Annotated in this window: 24 protein-coding genes and 1 pseudogene; 7 read left to right on the top strand and 18 right to left on the bottom strand. The window is 68.9% G+C overall.

What is annotated here, in order from left to right; genetic code table 11:
* Positions 1-2 precede the first annotated feature (2 nt).
* From ACZY1G_RS01145 to fadD5, 3 genes are all read right to left on the bottom strand, one after another.
* Complete coding sequence (locus ACZY1G_RS01145) at positions 3-872, bottom strand: MlaE family ABC transporter permease (protein ID WP_463813184.1); 870 nt, start codon at positions 870-872, stop codon at positions 3-5.
* 1 nt (position 873) lies between these two features.
* A complete protein-coding gene (locus tag ACZY1G_RS01140) occupies positions 874-1671 on the bottom strand; it encodes an MlaE family ABC transporter permease (RefSeq protein ID WP_335329831.1) in 798 nt (265 codons plus the stop codon).
* A 218-nt stretch (positions 1672-1889) separates the two neighbouring features.
* Positions 1890-3539 (bottom strand): fatty-acid--CoA ligase FadD5, encoded by a 1650-nt coding sequence (gene fadD5, locus ACZY1G_RS01135; protein WP_463821332.1) that lies wholly within the window; start codon positions 3537-3539, stop codon positions 1890-1892.
* 143 nt (positions 3540-3682) lie between these two features.
* Between fadD5 and ACZY1G_RS01130 the strand changes: the two genes are divergently transcribed.
* A complete protein-coding gene (locus ACZY1G_RS01130; protein ID WP_463813182.1) occupies positions 3683-4378 on the top strand; it encodes a GntR family transcriptional regulator in 696 nt (231 codons plus the stop codon).
* On the opposite strand, the gene ACZY1G_RS01125 is transcribed toward ACZY1G_RS01130, so the two are convergent.
* The 4 genes from ACZY1G_RS01125 to ACZY1G_RS01110 all read right to left on the bottom strand — a co-directional run bounded on the left by ACZY1G_RS01125 (position 4375) and on the right by ACZY1G_RS01110 (position 7303).
* Positions 4375-4815, bottom strand: a complete 441-nt coding sequence (locus ACZY1G_RS01125) for an SRPBCC family protein (protein ID WP_335329834.1) — start codon at positions 4813-4815, stop codon at positions 4375-4377. The two genes, ACZY1G_RS01130 and ACZY1G_RS01125, sit on opposite strands and share 4 nt — an antisense overlap.
* 30 nt (positions 4816-4845) lie before the next feature.
* Entirely contained in the window at positions 4846-5637 is a 792-nt protein-coding gene (locus tag ACZY1G_RS01120; RefSeq protein ID WP_463813181.1) for a mechanosensitive ion channel family protein, read from the bottom strand.
* Between the two features lie 166 nt (positions 5638-5803).
* Positions 5804-6559, bottom strand: coding sequence for a DUF72 domain-containing protein (locus ACZY1G_RS01115; RefSeq protein WP_463813179.1), 756 nt, complete (start codon positions 6557-6559; stop codon positions 5804-5806).
* Between the two features lie 72 nt (positions 6560-6631).
* A complete protein-coding gene (locus ACZY1G_RS01110; RefSeq protein ID WP_463813178.1) occupies positions 6632-7303 on the bottom strand; it encodes a TetR/AcrR family transcriptional regulator in 672 nt (223 codons plus the stop codon).
* A gap of 135 nt (positions 7304-7438) precedes the next feature.
* On the opposite strand from ACZY1G_RS01110, the pseudogene ACZY1G_RS01105 reads away from it, so the two are divergent.
* A pseudogene (locus ACZY1G_RS01105) lies at positions 7439-7555 on the top strand (CAP domain-containing protein); the annotation flags it as partial.
* Here ACZY1G_RS01105 and ACZY1G_RS01100 read toward each other — a convergent pair.
* From ACZY1G_RS01100 to ACZY1G_RS01080, 5 genes are all read right to left on the bottom strand, one after another.
* Positions 7552-7920: a hypothetical protein gene (locus ACZY1G_RS01100; protein ID WP_463821771.1), complete on the bottom strand. Its 369-nt coding sequence runs from the start codon at positions 7918-7920 to the stop codon at positions 7552-7554. The pseudogene ACZY1G_RS01105 and the gene ACZY1G_RS01100 overlap by 4 nt on opposite strands.
* Before the next feature lie 96 nt (positions 7921-8016).
* Positions 8017-8796 (bottom strand): ABC transporter ATP-binding protein, encoded by a 780-nt coding sequence (locus ACZY1G_RS01095; RefSeq protein ID WP_463813177.1) that lies wholly within the window; start codon positions 8794-8796, stop codon positions 8017-8019.
* Positions 8793-9830 carry a taurine ABC transporter substrate-binding protein gene (locus ACZY1G_RS01090; protein WP_463821330.1) on the bottom strand — a complete coding sequence of 346 codons (1038 nt, stop codon included), beginning with the start codon at positions 9828-9830 and terminating at the stop codon, positions 8793-8795. The genes ACZY1G_RS01095 and ACZY1G_RS01090 overlap by 4 nt, the downstream gene beginning before the upstream one ends.
* The gene (locus ACZY1G_RS01085) at positions 9827-10696 is read right to left on the bottom strand and encodes an ABC transporter permease (protein WP_463813174.1); all 870 of its coding nucleotides are present in this window, start codon (positions 10694-10696) and stop codon (positions 9827-9829) included. The genes ACZY1G_RS01090 and ACZY1G_RS01085 overlap by 4 nt, the downstream gene beginning before the upstream one ends.
* Before the next feature lie 66 nt (positions 10697-10762).
* Positions 10763-11851, bottom strand: coding sequence for an NAD(P)-dependent alcohol dehydrogenase (locus ACZY1G_RS01080; RefSeq protein WP_463813173.1), 1089 nt, complete (start codon positions 11849-11851; stop codon positions 10763-10765).
* 201 nt (positions 11852-12052) lie between these two features.
* Between ACZY1G_RS01080 and ACZY1G_RS01075 the strand changes: the two genes are divergently transcribed.
* Entirely contained in the window at positions 12053-13576 is a 1524-nt protein-coding gene (locus ACZY1G_RS01075) for a Re/Si-specific NAD(P)(+) transhydrogenase subunit alpha (protein WP_463821770.1), read from the top strand.
* Between the two features lie 6 nt (positions 13577-13582).
* Positions 13583-15022 (top strand): Re/Si-specific NAD(P)(+) transhydrogenase subunit beta, encoded by a 1440-nt coding sequence (pntB, locus tag ACZY1G_RS01070; RefSeq protein WP_463813172.1) that lies wholly within the window; start codon positions 13583-13585, stop codon positions 15020-15022.
* Between the two features lie 108 nt (positions 15023-15130).
* On the opposite strand, the gene ACZY1G_RS01065 is transcribed toward pntB, so the two are convergent.
* From ACZY1G_RS01065 to ACZY1G_RS01055, 3 genes are read right to left on the bottom strand one after another with little or no spacing between them, the layout of a single operon-like run.
* Complete coding sequence (locus ACZY1G_RS01065) at positions 15131-16336, bottom strand: sensor histidine kinase (protein WP_463821328.1); 1206 nt, start codon at positions 16334-16336, stop codon at positions 15131-15133.
* A 1-nt stretch (position 16337) separates the two neighbouring features.
* On the bottom strand, positions 16338-16988 hold the full coding sequence (locus tag ACZY1G_RS01060) for a response regulator (RefSeq protein WP_463813170.1): 651 nt from the start codon (positions 16986-16988) through the stop codon (positions 16338-16340).
* 26 nt (positions 16989-17014) lie between these two features.
* Complete coding sequence (locus tag ACZY1G_RS01055) at positions 17015-18532, bottom strand: FAD-dependent oxidoreductase (protein ID WP_463821326.1); 1518 nt, start codon at positions 18530-18532, stop codon at positions 17015-17017.
* Positions 18533-18610: 78 nt separating this feature from the next.
* On the opposite strand from ACZY1G_RS01055, the gene ACZY1G_RS01050 reads away from it, so the two are divergent.
* From ACZY1G_RS01050 to ACZY1G_RS01040, 3 genes are all read left to right on the top strand, one after another.
* Positions 18611-19279, top strand: a complete 669-nt coding sequence (locus tag ACZY1G_RS01050) for a phosphodiesterase (RefSeq protein ID WP_463821324.1) — start codon at positions 18611-18613, stop codon at positions 19277-19279.
* A 72-nt stretch (positions 19280-19351) separates the two neighbouring features.
* Positions 19352-20572 (top strand): acyl-CoA dehydrogenase family protein, encoded by a 1221-nt coding sequence (locus tag ACZY1G_RS01045; RefSeq protein WP_463814797.1) that lies wholly within the window; start codon positions 19352-19354, stop codon positions 20570-20572.
* On the top strand, positions 20572-21372 hold the full coding sequence (locus ACZY1G_RS01040) for a tyrosine-protein phosphatase (protein ID WP_463813166.1): 801 nt from the start codon (positions 20572-20574) through the stop codon (positions 21370-21372). Before ACZY1G_RS01045 ends, ACZY1G_RS01040 begins: the two co-directional genes overlap by 1 nt.
* On the opposite strand, the gene ACZY1G_RS01035 is transcribed toward ACZY1G_RS01040, so the two are convergent.
* The 3 genes from ACZY1G_RS01035 to ACZY1G_RS01025 form a co-directional block, all read right to left on the bottom strand.
* The gene (locus ACZY1G_RS01035; RefSeq protein WP_463821322.1) at positions 21369-21716 is read right to left on the bottom strand and encodes a hypothetical protein; all 348 of its coding nucleotides are present in this window, start codon (positions 21714-21716) and stop codon (positions 21369-21371) included. The two genes, ACZY1G_RS01040 and ACZY1G_RS01035, sit on opposite strands and share 4 nt — an antisense overlap.
* 168 nt (positions 21717-21884) lie before the next feature.
* A complete protein-coding gene (locus ACZY1G_RS01030; protein WP_463821320.1) occupies positions 21885-22370 on the bottom strand; it encodes a DUF456 domain-containing protein in 486 nt (161 codons plus the stop codon).
* A 6-nt stretch (positions 22371-22376) separates the two neighbouring features.
* On the bottom strand, positions 22377-22784 hold the full coding sequence (locus tag ACZY1G_RS01025; protein WP_463821318.1) for a PPOX class F420-dependent oxidoreductase: 408 nt from the start codon (positions 22782-22784) through the stop codon (positions 22377-22379).
* Positions 22785-22788 lie beyond the last annotated feature (4 nt).

Here is a 22788-nt window from a genome sequence, read left to right as displayed (position 1 = left end):
GGCTACACCGTCAGGTTGAAGTTCGGGTCGACGCCGTAGAGCGCCAACGAAGCGAACAGGACCACGCAGACGATCGCGATCAGCGAGGCGCGCATCGAGCGGCCGACGGCCTCGCCGACGCCGACGGGGCCGCCGCTGGCGTAGAAGCCGTAGTAGCAGTGGTTGAGCATGACGATGACGGAGATGATCACGGCCTGCACGAACGACCAGAACACGTCATCGGGGCGCAGGAACGTGCGGAAGTAGTGCTCGTAGGTTCCGGTCGACTGCCCGTAGATCAGTGTCGTCGTGACCTGTGCCGACAGGAAGCTCATGATGATCGCCATCGCGTACAGCGGGATGATGACCACGAAACCCGCCACGATGCGCGTGGACACCAGGTACGAGATGGACTTGATGCCCATCACCTCGAGGGCGTCGATCTCCTCGCTGATGCGCATGGCGCCCAGCTCGGCGGTGGCGCCGGCGCCGACGGTGGCCGCCAGCGCCTGGCCGGCGACGACCGGGGCGGCGATGCGCACGTTGATCAGCGCCGCGAAGAAGCCGGTGAACGCCTCGACACCGATGTTGCCCAGCGAGGCGAAGCCCTGGATGGCCACCAGCGAGGACCCCGACAGCGTGACGAACCCGACGATGGCGACGGTGCCGCCGATGACGGCCATGGCGCCGGTGCCCATGCCGATCTCCGCGACCAGGCGCAGCATCTCTTTGCGGTAGTAGCGCATGGCGTGCCCGATGGAGCCGACAGCGGTGACCACGAACCAGGCGATGTGACCCATCGAGTCCAACCCGCGGGCGGGCGCGCCGGCCACCTTCTGGGCGGTCGCGACCCCGCGGGGGAACCTGGAGCGCAGGACGGCGCCAGTGGACATGTCAGCTCCCCGTTCCGAATTTGACGCCGATGGTGGTCAGCACGACGTTCACCGCGAACAGCGCGATGACGCACAGCACCAGGGTCTCGTTCACCGCGGTTCCGACGCCCTTGGCGCCGCCGGCGCACGTCAGCCCGCGGTAGCAACCGACCAAGCCGGCGATCAGGCCGAACGTCAGGGCCTTGATCAGCGAGATGAGCACCTCGGGCAACCCGGTGACCAGGGTCAGCGTCGACACATAGGCGCCCGCGGAGACGTTCTGCAGGTACACACCGAAGATGAATCCGCCGACCAGACCGATCGTGATGACCGCGCCGTTGAGCAGCATCGCGACGAACGTGGAAGCGATCACGCGGGGCACCACCAGGCGGTGGATGGGATCGATGCCCAGCACCTCGAGGGCGTCGATCTCCTCGCGGATGGTGCGTGCACCCAGGTCGGCGCAGATCGCGGTCGATCCGGCGCCGGCGACCACCAGCACCGTCACCAGCGGGCCGAGCTGAGTGACCGCGCCGAGTGCCGCACCGGCACCGGAGATGTCGGCCGCGCCGAACTCGGTGAGCAGGATGTTCAGCGTGAAGATGAGGAGCACGGTCAGCGGGATGGACACCGCGACCGTGGGCAGGAACGCGACCCGCAGCAGGAACCAGCTCTGCAGGATGAACTCGCGCCACTGAAACGGCGGCCGCAGCAGGGCTTTGCCGACCAGCACGCACATACGCACGAAGCCGCCGACCGCAGTCAGCGCGGGCCTGACCTGATCGCGCACGTAGCCCGTCAGGTTGGAATTGGTCGTCACCGCGAAGTCTCCGCGACGCGACCGTCGGAGATGTAGCGCACCGGCAGCACCTGTCGCACGCTCCCTTCCCGCCCCGACCCAAAACGTGTGAGACACGTCCTACTACCGGTCAGTAGTAAGACGGACCACCGGACTGTACCCGATGGTGGGGACGCTTCGTACCGCATCGGCGGGATTGCGCACTCAACCGTTAGCACTGGCTCCCCCTCCGGCCGCTTTCATCGTTGTCCCGTCGAAACCGTTGTCCGCGTGGAACTTTCGTGGGCGTCAATCCCGGGCCCTCCGGCTGGCGTGGATCCGAAGCGGGTCCGCAGCTCCGTCTTGAGCACTTTGCCCGCCGGGTTGCGGGGCAGTGCCGCGACGATTTCGAGGACTCGGGGGTGCTTGTAGCGCGCCAGCCGCTCGGTGAGGAACTCGTCCAGATCGGCGAGCGACAACTCTGCACCCCCCGCCGCCGTCAGCGAAGCTCGCAGCGCGACCACAGCAACCGGTACCTCTCCCCACTTCGGATCCGGGCGGCCGATCACAGCGGCCTCCGCGATGTCCGGGTGCGCGGCGAGCGCGTTCTCCACCTCGGCACAGTAGATGTTCTCCCCGCCCGAGATGATCATGTCCTTCTTGCGGTCGACGACCCACACATAGCCCTCGTCGTCCTGACGGACCAGGTCCCCGGAGTGGAACCAGCCCCCGGCGAACGCTTCCGCGGTGGCCTCCGGGTTGTTCCAGTAGCCGGCCATCAGCGTCGGGGCACGGTAGACGATCTCGCCGACCTGACCCACGGGGACGTCGTTCATCTCGTCGTCGACGACACGCGCCGACACCGTCGGGATCACCCTGCCCACCGAACCGAGCTTGCGCAGCGCATCCTCGCCCAACAGCATGCAGGTCACCGGCGACATCTCCGTCTGCCCGAACGCCGCGAGGATCGCCGCGCCCGGGAACGTGTCGGCCATCTCGCGCAGCAGCGTGTCGGAGGCGGGTGCGGCACCCCAGGACAGCACCCGCAGCGCGAGGTCGCGGGGGTTGGCGCGCTGCGCCGCGCACACTGCCTGCCACTGGGCCGGCACCAGGAAGATGCCCGTCACCTTCTCCGCGGCGAGCACGTCGAGCAGCTGGTCCGGATCGAAGGCGCCGAGCGGATAGACCACCGTCGGACGACCGAGCAACAGTCCGACGATCGTGCTGCCGACACCCGCGATGTGAAACAGCGGCACGCCGATGAACCCGACGTCGTGGTTGAGGTCGACACCGTTGGTGAACAGGTGGGTCATCGCCTGACCGGCCAGGTTGTTGTGCGTCAGCACCGCACCCTTGGGCCGCCCCGTGGTGCCGGAGGTGTACATGATCAGTGCGGGCGAATCGTCGGGCACGTCGACGGTGGGACACGGCGCGTTCTCGGCGAGCAGCTCCTCGTAGCCGAGCACTCCAGAATCGGTCTCTTCGCCGGCGACGATGACCGTCTGCAGCGTGGCGTCCAGGTCTCGCACTGCTTTGGCCACCCCGGCGAGCACGGGTTCGGTGACGACGATCGACGCGCTGCAGTCGGAGACCAGGAACGCGATCTCCGGCGGCGTCATCCGGAAGTTCACCGGAACCGCGATCGCGCCGAGCTTGTTGACCGCGATCGTCACCTCGATGAACTCGGGCCGGTTGAGCATCAGGATCAGCACGCGATCACCGGAGCCGACGCCGCGCTGGTGCAGCGCCCCGGCCAGCGCGCTGACGCGACGCTCGAGGTCGGCCCACGTGGTGGTGGCGCCCAGGAACCGCAGCGCCGTGGCGTGCGGCTGCATCAGCGCATGCCGGGAGACCTGATTGGCCCAGTTCTGCCGCCGGGCCAGGTACGGCTGCTCCAGATGGGTTGTCACCAGGTTCGCTCCGTCGTTCCCAGAATTCGTGAGTTGCGCGGTGATGATATTTGATCAAACATTGTGTTGCCTCGGTCACACTATGGCTCAGGCGGCGCCGGGACAACCCGTCGCACAGCCCCCGGGGAAAGGGCGTCGTCGCCATGACAGCTCCGGCCAGGACGACGCGGTCCGGCGCCGTTCGGCGGGAACAACTGTCCGACGAGGTGGCCACTCAACTGCGCACGGAGATCATGACCGGTGCGCTGCGGCCGGACGCGTTCATCCGCCTCGACGAGACCGCCGCTCGCCTCGGCGTGAGCATCACCCCGGTGCGAGAAGCCCTGCGGACGCTGCGGGGCGAAGGCATGGTCGAGCTCGAGCGCCACCGTGGCCACCGCGTGATGCCGCTGTCGCGCACCGACATCGAAGACATCTTCTGGATGCAGTCGACGATCGCGCAGGAACTGGCCGCCACCACGACCCGGCGCATCACCGACGCTCAGATCGACGAGCTCGTGGAGCTCAACGCCGCAATGGCCGACGCCGTGCACCGGGAGGACGACGACGGCATCGCGCGCGCCGAGTTCGCCTTCCACCGCGCGGTCAACCGGGCCTCCGGACGGATCAAGCTGGCCTGGTTCCTGCTGCACGCCAGCCGCTACCTCCCGCCGCAGGTGTTCGCCTCCGACCGCACATGGGGCGCCGACGCGGTGGCCGGCCACGAGGTGATGATCGAGGCGCTGCGCCGCCGCGACGTCGACGCCGTGGTGCGCCTGACCGAAGGCCAGTTCGCCGACGGGCTGGCCCGCCTTCTGGGCTATCTCGACCGGACCGGCCTGTGGGGACCTGTCCCCTAGGTCGCAGCCAGCTGTTCGGCGCGTGCCTTCAGGTTGTCGGCGAGGTAGTCCAGGGTGTCGCTGATCGCCTTCTTCACCATCGGCTTGGGCAGCGGCAGCGTGGTCTCGACGTCGAGGTCGACGGTCAGCAGCGACGTCGGCCCCATGGCCACCACGGAGAACTTCTGTTCCTGCTTCTCGAAGTGATCGCCCTGCTGCAGCATCGTGAAGATCTGGTTCTCCCCCGGGTAGTAGACCGCGGTGATGAACGTGCCCGCCTGGCCCTGCACCACCACATCGAGCCGCAGCTGGCTCGGCCGGCCGTCGGGGTAGCGGGCGAGGATCCAGCAGCCCTTGATCTCCTCGTTCCACTGCGGGTAGGCCTCGAAGTCGGCGACGATCGCCATGATCGACTCGGCGGGGGCAGCGACCTCCACGGTCTTACTCACCAGCGGCATCGGCTGAGCATAGCGAGTGCGCACCGCGCCTCATGCCGACGTGGCGATGCCCTCCCGGCGCAGCGCGGGCACGACCAGCGCCCTCAACTCGCGACCGACCTCGAACTGCTTACCCGGCAGCGTGCGCGCCACCATCTGCACGTTGATGGTGTCCACCTTGATGCTCTCGACCCCCATCACCTGGGGCTCGTCGAGCAGCAGGTGGGAGAGGCGGTCGGTCCGCAACGCCTGAGCGGATACGTCGCGCAGCACGTCGTTGACGGCGACGATGTCGGCGGTGGCGGGCACCGGGATGTCGATCACGGCACGCGCCCAGTCCTTCGACAGGTTGAGCGCCTTGACGATCGTGCCGTTGGGGATCGTGTAGACCTCACCGTCACCGGTCCGCAGCCGGGTCACCCGCAGCGTGACGGCCTCGACGGTGCCGCGGGCGGTGCCGCCGCCGGTGATGGTGAGCTCGATCAGATCGCCGAACCCGTACTGCCGCTCGGTGATCACGAACAACCCACTCAGCAGATCGCCGACGATGCGCTGCGCGCCGAACCCGAGCGCTCCGCCGAGGACGGCTGCGGGGGCGACGAGCGAGCCGATCGGAAAGCCCAGTCGCGCGGCGATGTCGAGCGCCACCCCGATATAGAGGAGCGTGATCAGTACCGAGGCGAGCACCGACGCCAGTGTCTGCCGGTATTTGACCCGCTCGGAGCGCGACGCATCGTCATGGGCGGCGAGCCGCCGGCTGAGCCGACGCGCGAGTGCCCTGATCGCCCGGGTGGCCAGCATGGCGAACACCACCACGAGCGCGATGTGGAGCCCGGTGGTCATCAGCCACCGGACGATCGTGTCGATCAGCGCCCGGCGCTCCCCGTCGACGGGGGAAGCAGCGCGAGTGCACAGACGTAGCCGTGCCGCGGAGCTGCGGGCGGGTAACCCGTGCGCACGAAGGCGCGCACTCGGGTGAGGATCCGTGGGGCCTTCATGGCGGTGGGGTCTACCCCGGTGCCGATGCCCCCAAACTCAGCGCGGTCTTGAGGTCCCGCGCGTTACGGACCGCGTTGCCACCGAGGTCGTTGTTGAAGTACACGAGCACGTCGCGGCCCTGGCCGTCCCATTCCCGCACCCGGTCGGCCCACCAGCGCAGGTCATCGTCGCTGTAGGAGCCGCCGTAGAGCGCACCGGGGTCGGGGCCGTGCAATCGCACGTAGACGAACGTGGCCGTCGCACGCAGGACGCACGGCAACCCCGCACCGCTCATCACCACATACGCCGCACCGTGGCGTTCCAGCACGTCGAACGCGGTCGGATCGAGCCACGACGGGTGTCGTAACTCCACCGCGACGGGAATCGCTGCGGGCAGTACGTCCAGGAAGGCGTCGAGCCGATCGAGGGCGACCGCGTCGCGTTCCATCGTCGGGGGCAGCTGCACCAGCAACGGTCCCGCGTGGTCCCCGAGCTCGCCCCACCCGCGGTGCAACCGCTCGACCCACACCTCCGGGGACCGCAGCCGGCGCGCGTGCGTCAGACCCCGCGGCGCTTTCACCGCCATCGAGAACCCGGGGGGCACCTGGTCGCGCCAGCGGGCGAACCAGGCGTCCGGCGGCCACCGGTAGAAGCTGCCGTTGAGTTCGACGGTGTCGAACTCCGCGGAATACCGCGCCAATCGCTGCGCGGCCGGCAGGCCTCGTTCGTACAGCACTCCGATCCAGTGGTTGTAGGACCACCCCGAGGTGCCGATGCGGATCGTCACAGGGGCTCGGGTACCCCGCTGTCTGACGATCAGCACTGCTCGGAGATCATCGGGCCCGGCCGACTAGGCCGACTACGCGCCCGAGCGGGCTTGGGCCTGGTCGACGCCGAGCGGAGTGGTCTCGCGCACGGCCTCGTCCTTGATCAGGCCGCGGAGCAGCGCCGTGCTGAACTCGACGGCAATCTCCTGGGCGGTGCGACGACCGTGCGGGCGCAGCCATCGGTAGGAGCCCAGGGTCATCCCGATGTAGCCGAGCGCCAAGACGTGGGAGTCACAGTCGTAGAACTCGCCGCTGGCGATCCCGCGGTCGATGACGTCGCGGACGTGCTCGTAGACCTGGCTCTCCTTCTCCCGGATGTAGGCCACCTGCTCCTCGGTGAACCACTCGGTGATGTACGGGGCTTCCTGGAAGTACACCGCGGCGCGTTCGATGTTGCCGGCGATGCCGACCAGCAGCCGCCGGGTGAAGTGGTAGATCGTCTCGCGTGCCGACGCCGACGGGTCGTCGTGCAGTGCGTCGACCGTGAAGTCCGCGGCCCCTTTGTAGATGTCGTAGAGGATCAGCGCCTTGCTCGCGTAGTAGTGGTAGACGGTCGCCTTGTTCAGCCCGACGGCGTCGGCGACATCGTCCATCCGGGTGCCGTGGTAACCGCGCGCGGCGAACAGCCTCGTCGCGACGGCCAACAACTCTTCGCGACGGGACATCCCGTTGCCCGTCCCGGAAGGGACAGCGGTCTCAGACATGGTGACTCACTCTAGAAGGGACCCAGCGGTCCGCGCTCCACTAACTGGTTGGTTCAGTCTAGGTGGTTGCCCTGTGACCGCGGTCTCGTCCGGTCTAGACTCGGCTGCAGCGTGCACGCCCGGCCTGACGGAGGTATTGCGGTGGACCCGAATCCCGATTACGACGCGAGCGACGAACTCGAGTACGGCATCAACTGGTTCGCCTGGATCCTGCGCGGGGTGTACCCGCCACCCTCGTACCCGCCGGTCTAATCCGCCGCCGCCACCATTCGCCCAAACCGCCCGTGAGGCGCCAGTTTGGGCATGACCGTGCGAGCGCGTCGCACCATTTCGTCGAGTTCAGCCCGGCTCCATACCGCCGCGGCTGAGACATGGCCGCGAATCTCGGCGGCCCAATCCCTCGGCGGCACCGGCTCGCGGTCGGGTGGCCACATCAACGGAGGCTCCACTCGCACGAGTTCTGCACCGGGCGCCGGCCACATGTCCTCGGAGTAGCGTTCGCCGCACTTTCGGCACCGCACCTCGTACCGCATGCCATGCGGAACGGACTCGATGAAGACGTAATCGGCCATCGACACGCACCGCGGACACCTCGCCAGGCCACGCTCAACCACCATGCTCACGCGGTTATCGTGCGGCTCACAGCCCAGCTAACGCACCGGTCCGGTCGGAGTCGATGCGAGATCGGTGCCGTTTCGAGACCGACCCTAAAGTCAGGCGGCGGCGGCTTTGACCGCCCGGCCGACCTCGGCGCGCAGCCGGCCGTACTCCGGCGAGCGACGCAACTCGTCGGGATCGACACCCGAACGCGGCAGGTCGACCGGGATGTCGAGAGCGACCTGCCCCGGCCGACGGCTGAGCACAATGATCCGCGAACCCAGGAACGCCGCTTCGTCGGCGCTGTGCGTGACGAACACGGTGGTGCGCCCGGATTCGGCGCTGACCGCCCGCACGTCCTCCTGCAGCCGCTCCCGCGTCAGCGCGTCGAGCGCGGCGAACGGCTCGTCGAGCAGGAACAGCGGCGTCTCCGCCGCGAGCGCCCGGGCGATCGCGACGCGCTGCTGCTGGCCGCCGCTGATCTCCCAGATGCGGCGATGCGCCATGCCCGACAGCCCCACCCGCTCGAGCAGTTGCTCGCGCCGCAGCGACCGCTGCTCCCGAGGCACCTTGGCGTAGGTGAGCGCCAGGTCCACGTTGCCGCCTACCGTCCGCCACGGAAAGAGACGCGGCTGCTGGAACACCACGCCTGCGCTGACGCCGGGAGTCGGTGGCGCACCGCCGATCTCGACCGAACCCTGGGTCGGGGTCTCGAACCCGGCGAGCAGCCGCAGCAGCGTGGACTTGCCGCATCCGGACGCGCCGACGAGCACCACGAAGGAGCCCGGTTCGATGGTCAGATCCACCGGACCGACCGCGGTCACCGCGTGCGCGCCGCTGCCGTACCGATGCGACACGGCGTTGACGCGGATCGCCGTGTCAGTGGTCGCGGTCATGGCGCGAGAACATCCGGCAGACCCTTGGTGTAAATCGCGTCCTGGAACGTCTGCAGGTTTGCCGCCGAAGGGATCTGCTTCTGCTCGGCGAGGAACTGCGACGCGCTCTGCAGGTTCACCGCGATGTTGCCCGGCTTGCCTTCTGCGCCAAGCCATTCCGGCGACGCGACCTGCTGGGGCGTCAGGTACACGCCCTGCTTGAGCTGTCCGGCGACCGCATCGGGGGTCAGCCCGATCTCGGCGGCGATCGCCGTGGCGGCCGCCTGCGGATCGCTCTGGATCAGCGACAGCGCGCGAGCCTCCTGCTGACGCCAGACGTCGACGACGTCAGGATGCTTGGCGGCGAAATCGTCGGAGACGGCCCCGAGGTCCAGGGTCGGCTTCCCGTCCTTGGCCAGCTGGCGGCTGGTGATCAGATCCTTGCCCGTGGTGCGCAGCTGGTCCAGCGTCGGCAGCCACGTGTACGCCGCGTCGATGTCACCGCGCTCCCACGCCGCGAGGATGGCCTGCGGCTGCAGGTCGACGAGCTGAACGTCGTTGGGCGACAGGCCGTTCTGGTTCAGTGCCGCGAGCAGGCTGTAGTGCGCGGTCGACGCGAACGGCGTGCCGATGCGCTTGCCCCTCAGCTGCGCGATGGTGTCGACGCCGCTACCGTTGCGGGCGACCAACGCCTCGTTGTCGCCGGCCACGTCGAGCACGAACGCCACCTTGTAGGGGATGTTCAGCGGAGCCGACAGGCCGCGCGCCACCGGGCTCGAGCCCAGCGCGCCGAAGTCGAGTTCCTTGGCGATGAACGCGGTGTTCACGTCGGCGCCGGAGTCGAACTTCGTCCACTTGATGTTGTAGTCGGGCAGCGCGTCTTCGAGCCAGCGCTTGTTCTTGACGATCAGGTCACCGCTGGGAAAGGCCTGGTATCCGATGCGGATGGTCTCCTTGCTCGCGTCCTGCCCGGTGTTGCCGACGGAGCAGCCGCTCAGCGCCAGCACCGACACCAGGGCCGAGACCAGCACGGGGAGAACCCATTTCAGCTTCATACTTTTCCTCTCCAGGGGACAGCGCGCCGTTCCAGCGCGCGGAGCAGTCCGTCGATGACCAGGCCCGAGAAGCCGATCGCGAAGATGCCGACCAGCACGACGGGGGTGTTGTTGTAGTTGCTCGCATCCTTGACCAGGCCGCCGATGCCGGGGATGCCGTTGAACAGCTCGGCGGCGACCACCGACGAGTACGCCATGCCGACGGCCAGCCGGATCCCGGTGAACGTCTCGGGCAGTGCAGACGGGACGACGACGTCGCGGATCACCTGGCGCCGCGTCGCGCCGAGCGCGCGTGCGGCCTCCTGCAGGGCGACGGGCGCGGCCACGACCGCGGCGGTGGTGGCGACCGCGGCGGGCGGCAGCGCGGCCAGCGCCAGCAGCGTGATCTTGGGCGCCTCGTCGATACCGAGCCAGATGATCAGCAGGAAAAAGTACGCGAGTGGCGGCAGCGCGCGCAGGAACGTCAACCACGGCTCCAGCACCGAACGCAGCCAGCTCACCGAGCCCATCAGCAACCCCAGTGCGACACCGAGCGCCACGCCGATGACGACGCCGGCGAGCACCCGGCGCAGCGTCATGTATAGGTGCTCCCACAGCAGGAAACCGGCGTAACCGCGGGTGCCGTCGTGGGTGGTCGAGACGTCGAGGAACGCCCGCCACACCGTGGCGGGGTAGGGCACGAACGTCTGGTTCCAGATGCCGCTGGCGGCCGCGATCTGCCACACCACCCCGAAAACGACGACCGACAGCAGCGGCAACGCCGCCCGTGTCAGCCGGCCCCGCCACCGACCTCCTCGCGAGCGCGCGTCAGCGACGGGCGCCGCGGTGGCGGCGTCCTCGGGCGTGATGTCGACGAAAACAGACACCGGGAGATGCTGACGGAACCGTCAGGGCTGCGTAAGTGCTGTGCTCAGCGCGAATTTAAGTGCCGGTCACCAGGTGAGGACGGGTTTGACGACGTCGCCGCGGTGCTGTGCTGCCAGCGCCTCGTTCACGTCCGTGTGCGGGAACGAGGTGACCAGGCGGTCGATCGGCAGCCGACCCTGACCATGGAGCTCGAGCAGCTGCGGGATGAACGTGGCGGGCACCGAATCGCCTTCGAGACAGCCGTGCACCGTCTTGCCGCGCAGCACGAGGTCCCGTAGATCGATCTCCGGCACCCCGGCGCCCAGTCCCACTGCCACCGCCGACCCCCCGACCGCCAGCGCGGCCACCGCATCGGCGAGCACGTCGGGCCGGCCTGTGGTGTCCAGCGCGTGGTCGGCGCCGCCGCCGGTGAGATCGCGCACCGCCGCCACGACGTCGTCGCCGGGCGCCAGACTCGCGTGCGCTCCGAGGCTCTCGGCGAGTGCGCGGCGCTGCGGGGACGGTTCGATCACCACCACGGTCTGCGCCTCGGTGGCCAGTGCGGCGAGCACCCCTGCGAGACCGACTGCGCCGCCGCCGAATACGGCGACAGAGCTGCCAGGGTGGGGTTTCATCAGGTTGAGCACCGCGCCGGCACCGGTCTGGAAGCCGCACCCGAGCGGCGCCGCCACCGCGGGATCGACGTCGGCGCCCACCACGACGGTGTTGTCGGGCGTGCTCAGTGCGTACCCCGCGAGGCTGGACTGGCCGAAGAAGCCGTCGAGCACCCGGGTGTCACCCAACATCACGCGTGCCGATCCGTCGGCGCGCTGCCCGAAACCATTGAGACGCAATGCATCACGACAGTAGGCGGGCCTGTCTGTCAGGCAGTTGCGGCAGCGGCCGCAGGACCGGAACGTCAACACCACCCGGTCACCGGGCCGTACCCCGTCGACCGCATCACCCACCGCCTCGACGACGCCGGCACCCTCGTGGCCGAGCAGGACCGGCCGATCTGCCGCTCCGACAGCCCGATTGACCAGATCGGTGTGACAGATGCCCGACGCCTCGATCCGCACCAAGATCTCGTCGCCGCGCGGTTCGTCGACTCGGACCTCGGTCAGGACGAAGGGATCGGCCGGGTCGTAAGACAGTGCCGCGGTGGCCGTCGGCATCAGCGCATCGGCCGTCGAACAGTGGGAACGGAGCCGGGACGCATCACCGGGCGAGGGTATCCCCCGCCCCTCCCCCGACCGGGGGATACCCCGCATCGGGTTGTGAGCAGCGCGGGGAGTCTCTTTACACTGGCATCCTCCACGTCCAGCGACGTGCCTTCATGCGGCACGGTGCGCGAAGCCAAGATCGGATCGACATCGATGATCATCGGGATACCGAGAGAGTCCCTGCCCGGGGAGACGCGCGTCGCCGCGACTCCGCAGACAGTCGCGCAACTGCTCAAGCTCGGCTATGAGGTAACGGTCGAGTCCGGCTCAGGGTCCGCCGCGAGCTTCTCTGACGAGGCCTACACCGAGGCCGGCGCCACCGTCGGTGACCCGTGGGCCGCCGACATCGTCCTCAAGGTCAACGCCCCGAACGACTACGAGATCGCCCTGCTGCGCGACGGCGCCACCCTGGTCAGCCTCATCTCCCCCGCGCTGAAGCCCGAGCTGGTGGAGAAGTTGTCCGCGCGGCCGATCACGGTGCTGGCGATGGACGCGGTGCCCCGCATCTCGCGTGCGCAGTCACTCGACGTGCTGTCCTCGATGGCCAACATCGCCGGCTACCGCGCCGTCGTGGAGGCCGCGCACCGCTTCGGTCGGTTCTTCACCGGTCAGGTCACCGCCGCGGGCAAGGTGCCTCCGGCCAAGGTCCTCGTCGTCGGCGCAGGCGTGGCCGGGCTCGCCGCGATCGGTGCGGCGGGCAGCCTGGGCGCGATCGTGCGCGCGACCGACCCGCGTCCCGAGGTCGCCGACCAGGTCAAGTCCCTCGGTGGTGAGTACCTGGCCGTCGATCCAGCCGCGGCCGAGGTGTCGGCGACCGGCTACGCCAAGGAGATGGGCGACGACTACAAGGCGCGCGAGGCCCAGCTCTACGCCGAGCAGGCCAAGGACGTCGACATCATCATCACCACGGCATTGATCCCCGGCCGGCCCGCGCCGCGCATCATCACCGCCGACATGGTGGCCTCGATGCGGCCGGGCAGCGTCATCGTCGACATGGCCGCAGCCAACGGCGGCAACGTCGAGGGCACGGTCAAGGACCAGGCCGTCGTCACCGACAACGGCGTCACGATCATCGGCTACACCGACCTCGCCGGCCGGCTGCCCGCCACCGCGTCGCAGCTCTACGGCACCAACCTGGTCAACCTGCTCAAGCTGGTCACCCCGGAGAAGGACGGCCAGCTCACCCTCGACTTCGACGACGTCGTCCAACGGTCCGTCACCGTCGTGAAGGACGGCGAGCTCACCTGGCCGCCGCCCCCGGTGCAGGTCTCGGCCGCTCCCGCCGCGAAGGCTGCCGAGCCGGTCGCGCAGAAACCGGCGAAGCAACCGATGTCGATGGGGCGGCGGCTGGGCCTCACGTTCACCGCCGCAGCGGTGCTGTTCGCGTTGATCGCCCTCTCACCCGCCGCACTGCAGGTCCACCTGACGGTGTTCGCGCTGGCGATCGTGATCGGCTACTACGTGATCGGCAACGTGCACCACGCACTGCACACCCCGCTCATGTCGGTCACCAACGCGATCTCCGGCATCATCGTCGTCGGCGCCCTCCTGCAGATCGGGCACGGCAACCCCGTCATCACCGCGGTGGCCTTCGCCGCGATCCTGCTCGCCAGCATCAACGTCTTCGGCGGCTTCGCGGTGACCCGCCGCATGCTGGCCATGTTCTCGAGGAGCTAGAAGCCCATGTTGACTCTCGAAACCGCGGCGACCGCCGCCTACGTCGTCGCCGCGCTGCTGTTCATCCTCGCGCTGGCCGGCCTGTCCAAGCACGAGACCTCGCGGGCGGGCAACTCGTTCGGCATCGCCGGTATGGCCATCGCGCTGATCGCGACGATCGCGCTGGCGCTGGCCCGCCACATCGAGCCGCTCGGCCTGGGCCTGCTCGTGGTCGCGATGGCCATCGGCGCCGCGATCGGTCTGTGGCGCGCCAAGGTCGTGGAGATGACGGGCATGCCGGAGCTCATCGCGCTGCTGCACAGCTTCGTCGGCCTGGCCGCCGTGCTGGTCGGGTGGAACGGCTACCTGCACGTCGAACGTGACCTCGCGGGCGCCGAGGCGGTGCAGCTCGGCAGCGAGGGCATGCTCGGCATCCACTCCGCCGAGGTCGTGATCGGCGTGTTCATCGGGGCGGTGACGTTCACCGGCTCGATCGTGGCCAACCTGAAGCTGTCGGCGAAGATCAAGTCGGCGCCGATGATGCTGCCGGGCAAGAACGCCCTCAACGTGGGTGCGCTGGTGCTGTTCGCGGCGCTGACGGTGTGGTTCGTCATCGATCCGCAGCTGTGGCTGCTCGTCGTGGTCACCGCGCTCGCGCTGCTGCTGGGCTGGCACCTGGTCGCCTCGATCGGCGGCGGCGACATGCCCGTCGTGGTGTCGATGCTCAACAGCTACTCGGGCTGGGCCGCGGCCGCGTCGGGCTTCCTGCTGGGCAACGACCTGCTGATCATCACCGGCGCGCTGGTCGGCTCCTCGGGTGCCTACCTGTCCTACATCATGTGCAAGGCGATGAACCGCTCGTTCATCTCGGTCATCGCGGGCGGCTTCGGTATCGAGGCCGGCCCGGCCGAGGACAAGGACTACGGCGAGCACCGCGAGATCTCCGCCGACGGCGCCGCGGAACTGCTGGCAGGCGCCAGCAGCGTGATCATCACGCCCGGCTACGGCATGGCCGTCGCGCAGGCGCAGTACGGGGTGGCCGAGCTGACCCGCAAGCTGCGCGAGCGCGGCATCGAGGTCCGCTTCGGCATCCACCCCGTCGCCGGCCGCCTCCCCGGCCACATGAACGTGCTGCTGGCCGAGGCGAAGGTGCCCTACGACATCGTGCTCGAGATGGACGAGATCAACGACGACTTCGACGGCACGTCCGTCGTCCTCGTGATCGGCGCCAACGACACCGTCAACCCGGCCGCGTCGGAGGACCCGGGCTCACCGATCGCCGGCATGCCGGTGCTCACGGTGTGGAACGCCGACAATGTCATCGTGTTCAAGCGGTCCATGGCCTCGGGCTACGCCGGCGTGCAGAACCCGCTGTTCTTCCGCGAGAACACGCAGATGCTCTTCGGCGACGCCAAGGACCGGGTCGACGCGATCAACGCAGCGCTGGGAGCGACTCAGACCGTCTGACGACGATCAAGCGGCGAGGGACGAGCCGCGTTGAGGAGTCAGACGATCAGGGCACCGTCTGACGACGATCAAGCGGCGAGGGACGAGCCGCGTTGAGGAGTCAGACGATCAGGGCACCGTCTGAATCGTCAGCCCGGTTTCTCGCGGGGACGTCGCGACGATCCGGCTGCCGTGCCCGTCGGCCGACTCGATGTGGATGGATCCGCCCATCGCGTCGAACCGGGCCTGCAGCGAGCCGAGCCCGATGTGCCCGGCCGCCAGCGATCGGCCGACGACGCCGGGGTCGAATCCGCAGCCGTCGTCGGTGACGGTCAGGATGACGCGGTCCCCGCGGCGCACGAGGTCGACGTGCACGGTCGTGGCGGCCGCGTGCTTGCCGACGTTGGTGAGAAGCTCGCGGGCCGCTCGGTACAGCAGCGACTGCGACGCCGGGTGGCCGACCTCTTCGAGGTCGGCGATGACGTCGACGTCGTGGCGAGTCTGGAACTGCCGCAACAGCTCTCGCACGCCAGCGGTGAGTCCCAGCTGCGCGAGCACCTGCGGGTGCAGCTCGGACACCGTCGAGCGCAGCCCCACGGCCGTCTCCTGCAGAGCGGTGTAGACGAGGTCCAGCGCGGGATCGGGGTGACGCTCGCGCGCGTCGTCGAGTTCCAGCCGGGCGGCGAGCAGCGTCTGCAGCGGCCCGTCGTGAAGGTGCTCGGCGACCTCGCGGTTGTGCTGTTCGTCGGACCGCATGGCCTCGGACACGAGCTGCCGGCGTACCTCCTGCAATGCGGTCAGCCGGGCGGCGCGACGGGCCAGCACGAAGCTCAGTGCGGTGGTCGCCACTGCCATCCACACCATGAAGCCGAAGTGCGTGTAGACCATGTTGGGCAGTCCGACAGAGTCGTCACGCTTGGAGTAGAAGATCCACACCGCGAGGTAGCCGACGGCGGTCACCGCGCCGATGAGCGCTGACAGCCCGGGCCGGTCCTGGAACGCCACCGAGATCGGGAGCAGGAAGAACACCGGCAGCAGCGCGGCCGTCGCGCCGCCGGACACCAGGCACAGCGCGATGATGACCGTCAGGTCGATGACGATCGACGTCCAGTCCGCCCAGCGCGGCACCGGTCCGCGCACCACGGCGATGAGCCACACCACGGCGGCGATCGCGTAGCAGCCCAGGATCGCGGCGTAGAGCTGCGGCAGCCAGTGGTCGACGTCCCAGATCCAGACCAGGACGCCGATCAGAGCGATGAGGGGCAGCCGCAGCAGCGCCGACACACGCACCGGTTCGGCGGCCAGGAAGTCCCGCCAGTCGCGCACTCGCTGCATGTCAGTCCAGCAGCTTGCGGCGCATCGCCTCGGCCACCGCGGCGGCCCGGTCGCTCACGCCGAGCTTCTCGTAGAGCCGCTGCACATGCGTCTTCACCGTCGACGGGGCCAGGAACAGCTCTTTGGCCATCGCCGGAATGCTGGCGCCGCCGGCGATGAGGACCAGCACCTCACGTTCGCGGGGGCTCAGCACCGGAGCGTCGGGTTCGGCGCGCCGGCGGATCTCACCGGCCAGCCCGGCGGCGAGGCTCGGCGCGACCACGTCGCGGCCCTTCGCGCAGTCCAGCACCGCGTTGACCAGCTCGCTGCGGGTCGACTCCTTGGGCAGGAATCCGGCCGCGCCGTCCTGCAGCGCCCGGTACACGATCGCGGACTCGTCGTGCGCGGAGATCAGCAGCACCCGGGTGGGCAGCGCGTCACGGACCACCGCGGCGGCGACGGCGGCGCCGTCCATCCCGGGCATCCGGTAGTCGAGCAGCGCTACCTGGGGCCGGTGTTCGCGTATCGCGGCCAGCGCGGCCGTCCCGTCGTCGGCCTCGGCCACCACGTCGATGGAGCCGCTGGACTGCAACGCCCTGACCACGCCGTCACGGAACATGGGGTGGTCGTCGCCGACCACCACGCTGACGCGGTCCACCATGGCGATCAGCATTCCACAGCCACCCGCAGGTGACGGGCCTATTCGGACGCGGTCAGGCCGCGGGTGGCGGGCCCTTCGAGGAGCGCGCCGTCGGGCGCGAACCGGGAGCCGTGCAGCGGACACTCCCACGCCAGGTCGGAGTCGTTCCAGTTGACGATGCCGCCGAGGTGCGGGCACACCGGGGAGACGGTGCGGGTCACGCCGTCGACGACGCTGGTGGCCGTCATCCGCCACGGCGCGCCGCTGACCACGCCCTGACCCTCTTCGGGTGTTTCCGACGAGGCGGTGATCGGGGTGATCCACCCCTTCGCCAGGTTCAGTCCGACCTGCATGTTGAGCTGCATCGCGGTGGGGATGCCGGTGAGTTCGTGCGGGCTCCAGCTGGCGAATGCGGCAGCCCAATCCATGCGCCCGCCCAGGATGCGGGAGGACAGCGCCAGCGCCGCGGCCACCCCGTTCGTCATCCCCCACTTGTCGAATCCCGTTGCCACGAGCAGGTTTTCCATCTTCGGCAGCAGAGGTCCGACGTAGGGCAGCTCGTCGATGGGGTGGTAGTCCTGCGCCGACCAGTAGTGGGTCTGCACGGCGCCGGGAAAGTGCAGGGCCGCCCATCGCGCCAGCTCGGACACCGCATCCTTCGGGTGCGAGGAGCGCCCGACAGTGTGGCCTGCGCCGCCGACGATGAGTTTGTCCCCGGCGTCGGTGGGCGCGTACCGCACCGAGCGGCTCGGCGAGTCGACCGAGAGGTACATCGATCGGGTGATGTCACCGGGCACGTCAAAAGCCATGCAGTAGGACCGTTTTGGCTCCATCCGGGCGAAGAAGAAGCCTCGGTCGAGTACGGGGATGCCGGTGGCCAGCACCACGCGCTGCGCGGTGATGGTGTGCTCGGCGGCGCGAGTGTCCTGCTCGTCGGTGGTGCGGCGCAGGTCGACCCGCAGCGGCCCGGTGCCGGAGACCTTGGTGGCGCGAACCCCCTGTAGCAGGGTGCCGCCGTGGCGTTCGAGTTCGGCGACCAGGCTGGACAGGTAGGGGATCGGGTCGATCTGGGCCTGGTTGCGGAGCCGCACTCCGCCGGCGAACGGGAACGGCACGTCGGCCTCGTCGACCCACTGTGCATCGAGTCCGGCCTCGCGGCAGGCGGACATGACGTCGCGCGCTGTGCTGAGACCCTGGGCGTTCTGCGCATACGCGTGGTCGTCTTCGCGCTGGAAGCTCAGCCCGTGCTCCTCGCAGTGCCGCACCAGCCAGTCCCGGCCCTCGGTGTTGCCGGTGACGTAAGCGCGCAGCGTGTCGCTACCGTGCTTGCCGGCGATGCTGGCCAGCTTGCTGCCTTGGAGCACGCTCACCTTGCCGGTGGTGTTGCCGGTGGCCGCCGCGCCCACGTGCCGGGCTTCGACCACGACGACCGACTTGCCGGCCCGTGCGAGCAGCGCCGCGGTGGTCAGGCCGGTGATGCCGGCGCCGACCACGACGATGTCCGCGGTGGTGATGTCGTCGATCACGCTGGCCGAGGTGGGGGCTTCCAGACGGCCGTCCGTCCACAGTGAAGGCATGGCGCGCCGTGTACCCGCGGCATTTCCGGTCAAACGACGCTCGCGTTTGGGCGGCGCGGATCGGGGCAGATATTCGGGGTGAGCATCTCCGACCTGACCACGCTGCCCCTGCGGGTCGGTTCCGCGCTGCGTGACCGGCGCGTCTTCCATCCCACCGGGGTGCTGTGTGCCGGGACCGTGACGCGGGTGGCCCCCGACGGTGACGGCCTGCCATTGGTGTCCGGTGACGTAGTGGGCCGGATCTCCAAGGGTGCGGGCACGCCGGGTTCGCTGCCCGACTTCGCCGGTCTGGCGTGGCGCATGCAGCGGGACGCGGACGCGCAGGTGCCGTGGGACGTGCTGATGGTGTCGTCGACGGCGCGCATCGTGCTGCGGCCGACACGGTCGTGGCCGGCCGCGCAGTACTCCACGCTGATGCCGCTGGGCTACCGCGGCGGCGTGTACTGGCTTCGGGCTCAGATGGTGACACCACTCGATGACGACGGTTTGTCGGTGGCCTCGGTGCGCGACCGGTTGGCCTCGGGGCCGGTCGACTTCGACGTCGAGCAGGCCCGCGGCGGCGGGTCGTTCGCGCCGTTGGCGACGTTGCGGTTCGATCGGGCGCTGTGCGGCGACGAGCCCGAGTGCGACCAGCCGTTCGACCCGACGCAACGCAGCGGGTCCGAGGTGGTGTTGCTGCCGCATTGGTTGACGTCGCTGCGCACATCCGCCTACCGCAACAGCCGCGAAGGCCGCGGCGCGCAGTGATGCGCTGGTCCTGACCGCCTCGACGCCGACGGCGTTTACACGTGTCATATCGTGACGGGCATGGACTTCGCGATGTCAGCCAAGGCAGCCGACTACCACCAACGGCTGACCGATTTCATGGTCGAGAACGTCATTCCTGCCGAGGAGTCCTACGAGCGCTATCGGCGTGAGGCCGGCCCGGACGATCACACGGTGCCGCCGGTGATCGAGGAGTTGAAGGCCGAAGCAAAGAGCCGTGGGCTGTGGAACCTCTTCCTTCCCGACGAGTCGGGGCTGAGCAATCTCGAGTACGCACCTCTGGCCGAGCTGACCGGCTGGAGCATGGAGATCGGCCCGGAGGTCACCAACTGCGCGGCCCCCGACACCGGCAACATGGAGACGCTGCATCTGTTCGCGACCCCGGAGCAGCGCAAGCAGTGGCTCGAGCCGCTGTTGGCCGGCGAGATCCGTAGCGCGTTCGCGATGACCGAGCCCGCGGTCGCATCCAGCGACGCCCGCAACATCGAGACCACGATGCTGCGCGACGGCGACGATTACGTGATCAACGGTCGCAAGTGGTGGATCTCCGGCGCCGCCGATCCGCGGTGCAAGATCCTCATCGTCATGGGCCGTACCAATCCCGATGCGGCCAGCCATCAGCAGCAATCGATGATCCTGGTGCCCACGGACACACCCGGGGTCTCGATCGAGCGGTCGCTTCCGGTGTTCGGTTGGCAGGATCAGCACGGCCACTGCGAGGTCGTTTTCGACAACGTCCGGGTGCCGTCGTCGAACCTGCTCGACCAGGAGGGCAGCGGGTTCGCGATCGCCCAGGCGCGCTTGGGCCCGGGCCGCATCCACCACTGCATGCGGGCGATCGGCGTGGCCGAGCGGGCGCTGGCACTGATGATCGACCGGGTGCAGAAGCGCGTGGCGTTCGGCAAGCCACTCGCGGAGCAGGGTGTGGTGCGGGAGTCGATTGCGTTGTCCCGCAACGCTATCGACCAGACGAGGATGCTGTGCCACAAGGCGGCGTGGACCATCGATCAGCACGGCAACAAGCACAAGGACGCCCAGGTGCTGGTGGCGCAGATCAAGGCGGTGGCACCGAAGATGGCGTGCGACGTCATCGATCGCGCGATCCAGGTGCACGGCGGAGCGGGCATCGCGGACGACTTCCCGCTGGCGCGGATGTACGGCTGGCACCGGGCGATGCGGCTGTTCGACGGCCCCGACGAGGTCCACATGCGCACCATCGCCCGCGCCGAATTGGGCAGGGAGAAGTCAGCTTTGGCGGCGGCGGTGACCAGCTAGTGGGTTCGGCCGGCAACGAGCTGTCGGGCGCCTGGAACTTCCGCGATGTCGCCGAGCAGACCGGGATCGTCCCCGGCCGGCTCTTCCGGGCAAGTGAGCTGTCCAAGCTCGACGACGCCGGGCGCTCGGCGCTGCGGGGGTTCGGCGTGACGGATGTGGCTGATCTGCGCACGCTGCGCGAGGTGGAGCGGCACGGCCCGGGGCTGGTGCCCGCGGGCGTGGACATCCACCATCTGCCGTTCGTCGAGACGACGGTCTCCGATGACGAGGCGCCGCACGAGCACGCGTTCAAGCGGATGATGACCGACAAGCCGGACGGTGAGTCGATCGCCGATGCTGCGGCGCGGTACATGACCGAGGAGTACGGACGGATCGCGAGTGCGCCATTGGCGCAGCGGGCTGTTCGCGAGGTGGTCACGCTGCTCGGTTCGGGACGACGGGTGTTGGCGCATTGCTTCGCGGGCAAGGACCGCACGGGTTTCACGACCGCGGTGGTGCTGCAGGCTGCGGGGGTGGACCGCGACGCCGTGATGGCTGATTACCTCCGCAGCAATGACGCGGTGCCGCAGTTGCGGGAGAGCATTTTGGCGAACCTGCGTCAGCGGGCGGCGGAGGCGCCGGAGATCCTGGACCTCGCCGAGGCTCGGCTGACCGATTCGGTGCTGGGGGTGCGCGAGGAGTACTTGGCCGCGGCGCTGCGCACGGTGGATGACGAATTCGGTTCTCTGGCAGGCTATCTGGAGGCCAGCGGGCTCGGCGCGGCGGATCTGGACCGGTTGCGCACCCAGCTTCAGGGCTAGTCGAGGTAGAGTGCGACTCGGTCCCAGAAGTGTTCGTCGTCACGACCGGCAGCGATTCCGGCGTGGGCGCGAAGTTCCATGGCGCGGCGGTGAATTCGCTGTTCCCTTGTTCGGGGCATTTCTCCGGGACCGTATTTGCCGCGGCGGAGTCGGCGGACCCGGCCGCGATCCCGCTCCCAGCGCAGGGCATCGGAGACTGTCTTGGCGGGCCGGCCGGTGACGCTGAAACCTTGATACTCGAGCGCGTCGAGAAGATCGGGGATGGTCTGTGGGCCGACGCGGAACAGGTGGTCGGTGATCACCGAGCGCAGGCCGATTCCGCGGATCACGTACAGGTCGGACATGGTCGAAGGCTTGCACGTCGCACCGACATCTGCGGCAGCCGCGCGACGGTCGCCCGCGGACCCATGCTGCTCGACCGCCCACCCTCAGCGACACTTTCGGCGGATACACAGACCCACTAACCAGACACCGACACAGTCGCTCACAGTGGGCTGCCGGCACATACGCCCTCAGACCGTCAGATACACCCCGACCGCCCACGCAACCGTCGCCAACAGCGCCCCCGTCAACTCCACACCCACCGACAGCGCAACACCTTTGACCGCGTGCACAGTCGAGGCCCAGGCCCGCGTCAGGTTTCCCCGCGACGCCAATTCGGCACCGAACACACCGGCGACGAAACCGACCACCAGCCCGACGACGGGAATCACGAAGAACCCCACGATGCCGGCCAGCGCTCCCACTGCCAGAACCGACGTCCGCACCTGAGCGTCGCGCATCCGCCGCGCCGGCCACACGTACTTGATGATCGCCGCCGCCGCGAAGAACGCCGCTGCGACGCCGAACGTCACCCACGCGGTCGCGCCCCCTTCGACGAACGCCCACACCCCGATCGCCGCGATCACCAGGAGTCCGCCGGGCAGGATCGGCACCAGGATGCCCGCCAGGCCCACGGCGATCACCAGCCCGACCAGGATGATGCCGGCAGCACTCACTCCGGGTCAGCCCGCCATCGGGGTATTGACCTTGTCGGCCTCGATCGTGACGATGAGCCGGGTCTCGTCGGGATTTCCGCTGAAGTACGGGTACGGGATGCGCAGGTACTTCTGCGACAACTCGTCGATGTGCGCTTTGCCGCCCTCGCTGGTCATCGACGTCACGCGACCGCGCACCTCGTAGAACCGCGCGACGTTGTCGGGGTCGGCCACGTTGACCGCGATGCGGGGATCGCGGCGCAGGTTCCGCTCCTTCTGCATACCGCCGACGATGTTGAGGACGACGTTGGTGCCGTCGGTGGCCACCCACGTCTCGGTGAGCTGCGGTGAGCCATCCGCCATCAGCGTCGCCACGAAGCAGGGGCTCGGCTTGCGCAGCAGGTCGATGAGATCATCAGGCAGGGTGGCGGTCATGGTA

Source organism: Mycobacterium sp. IDUB_5, assembly GCF_055419565.1.
Note: the sequence above shows the minus strand (reverse complement) of the source record. Positions and strands in the feature narration are given on the sequence as shown.

What these genes read in the sequence shown, in the direction of transcription:
- ACZY1G_RS01145 (WP_463813184.1), bottom strand. Translation starts at nt 872, where the DNA reads ATGTCCACTGGCGCCGTCCTGCGCTCCAGGTTCCCCCGCGGGGTCGCG.
- ACZY1G_RS01130 (WP_463813182.1), top strand. Translation starts at nt 3,683, where the DNA reads ATGACAGCTCCGGCCAGGACGACGCGGTCCGGCGCCGTTCGGCGGGAA.
- ACZY1G_RS01125 (WP_335329834.1), bottom strand. Translation starts at nt 4,815, where the DNA reads ATGCCGCTGGTGAGTAAGACCGTGGAGGTCGCTGCCCCCGCCGAGTCG.
- ACZY1G_RS01120 (WP_463813181.1), bottom strand. Translation starts at nt 5,637, where the DNA reads ATGACCACCGGGCTCCACATCGCGCTCGTGGTGGTGTTCGCCATGCTG.
- ACZY1G_RS01110 (WP_463813178.1), bottom strand. Translation starts at nt 7,303, where the DNA reads ATGTCTGAGACCGCTGTCCCTTCCGGGACGGGCAACGGGATGTCCCGT.
- ACZY1G_RS01100 (WP_463821771.1), bottom strand. Translation starts at nt 7,920, where the DNA reads ATGGTGGTTGAGCGTGGCCTGGCGAGGTGTCCGCGGTGCGTGTCGATG.
- ACZY1G_RS01095 (WP_463813177.1), bottom strand. Translation starts at nt 8,796, where the DNA reads ATGACCGCGACCACTGACACGGCGATCCGCGTCAACGCCGTGTCGCAT.
- ACZY1G_RS01090 (WP_463821330.1), bottom strand. Translation starts at nt 9,830, where the DNA reads ATGAAGCTGAAATGGGTTCTCCCCGTGCTGGTCTCGGCCCTGGTGTCG.
- ACZY1G_RS01080 (WP_463813173.1), bottom strand. Translation starts at nt 11,851, where the DNA reads ATGCCGACGGCCACCGCGGCACTGTCTTACGACCCGGCCGATCCCTTC.
- ACZY1G_RS01075 (WP_463821770.1), top strand. Translation starts at nt 12,053, where the DNA reads ATGATCATCGGGATACCGAGAGAGTCCCTGCCCGGGGAGACGCGCGTC.
- pntB (WP_463813172.1), top strand. Translation starts at nt 13,583, where the DNA reads ATGTTGACTCTCGAAACCGCGGCGACCGCCGCCTACGTCGTCGCCGCG.
- ACZY1G_RS01065 (WP_463821328.1), bottom strand. Translation starts at nt 16,336, where the DNA reads ATGCAGCGAGTGCGCGACTGGCGGGACTTCCTGGCCGCCGAACCGGTG.
- ACZY1G_RS01060 (WP_463813170.1), bottom strand. Translation starts at nt 16,988, where the DNA reads ATGCTGATCGCCATGGTGGACCGCGTCAGCGTGGTGGTCGGCGACGAC.
- ACZY1G_RS01055 (WP_463821326.1), bottom strand. Translation starts at nt 18,532, where the DNA reads ATGCCTTCACTGTGGACGGACGGCCGTCTGGAAGCCCCCACCTCGGCC.
- ACZY1G_RS01045 (WP_463814797.1), top strand. Translation starts at nt 19,352, where the DNA reads ATGTCAGCCAAGGCAGCCGACTACCACCAACGGCTGACCGATTTCATG.
- ACZY1G_RS01035 (WP_463821322.1), bottom strand. Translation starts at nt 21,716, where the DNA reads ATGTCCGACCTGTACGTGATCCGCGGAATCGGCCTGCGCTCGGTGATC.
- ACZY1G_RS01025 (WP_463821318.1), bottom strand. Translation starts at nt 22,784, where the DNA reads ATGACCGCCACCCTGCCTGATGATCTCATCGACCTGCTGCGCAAGCCG.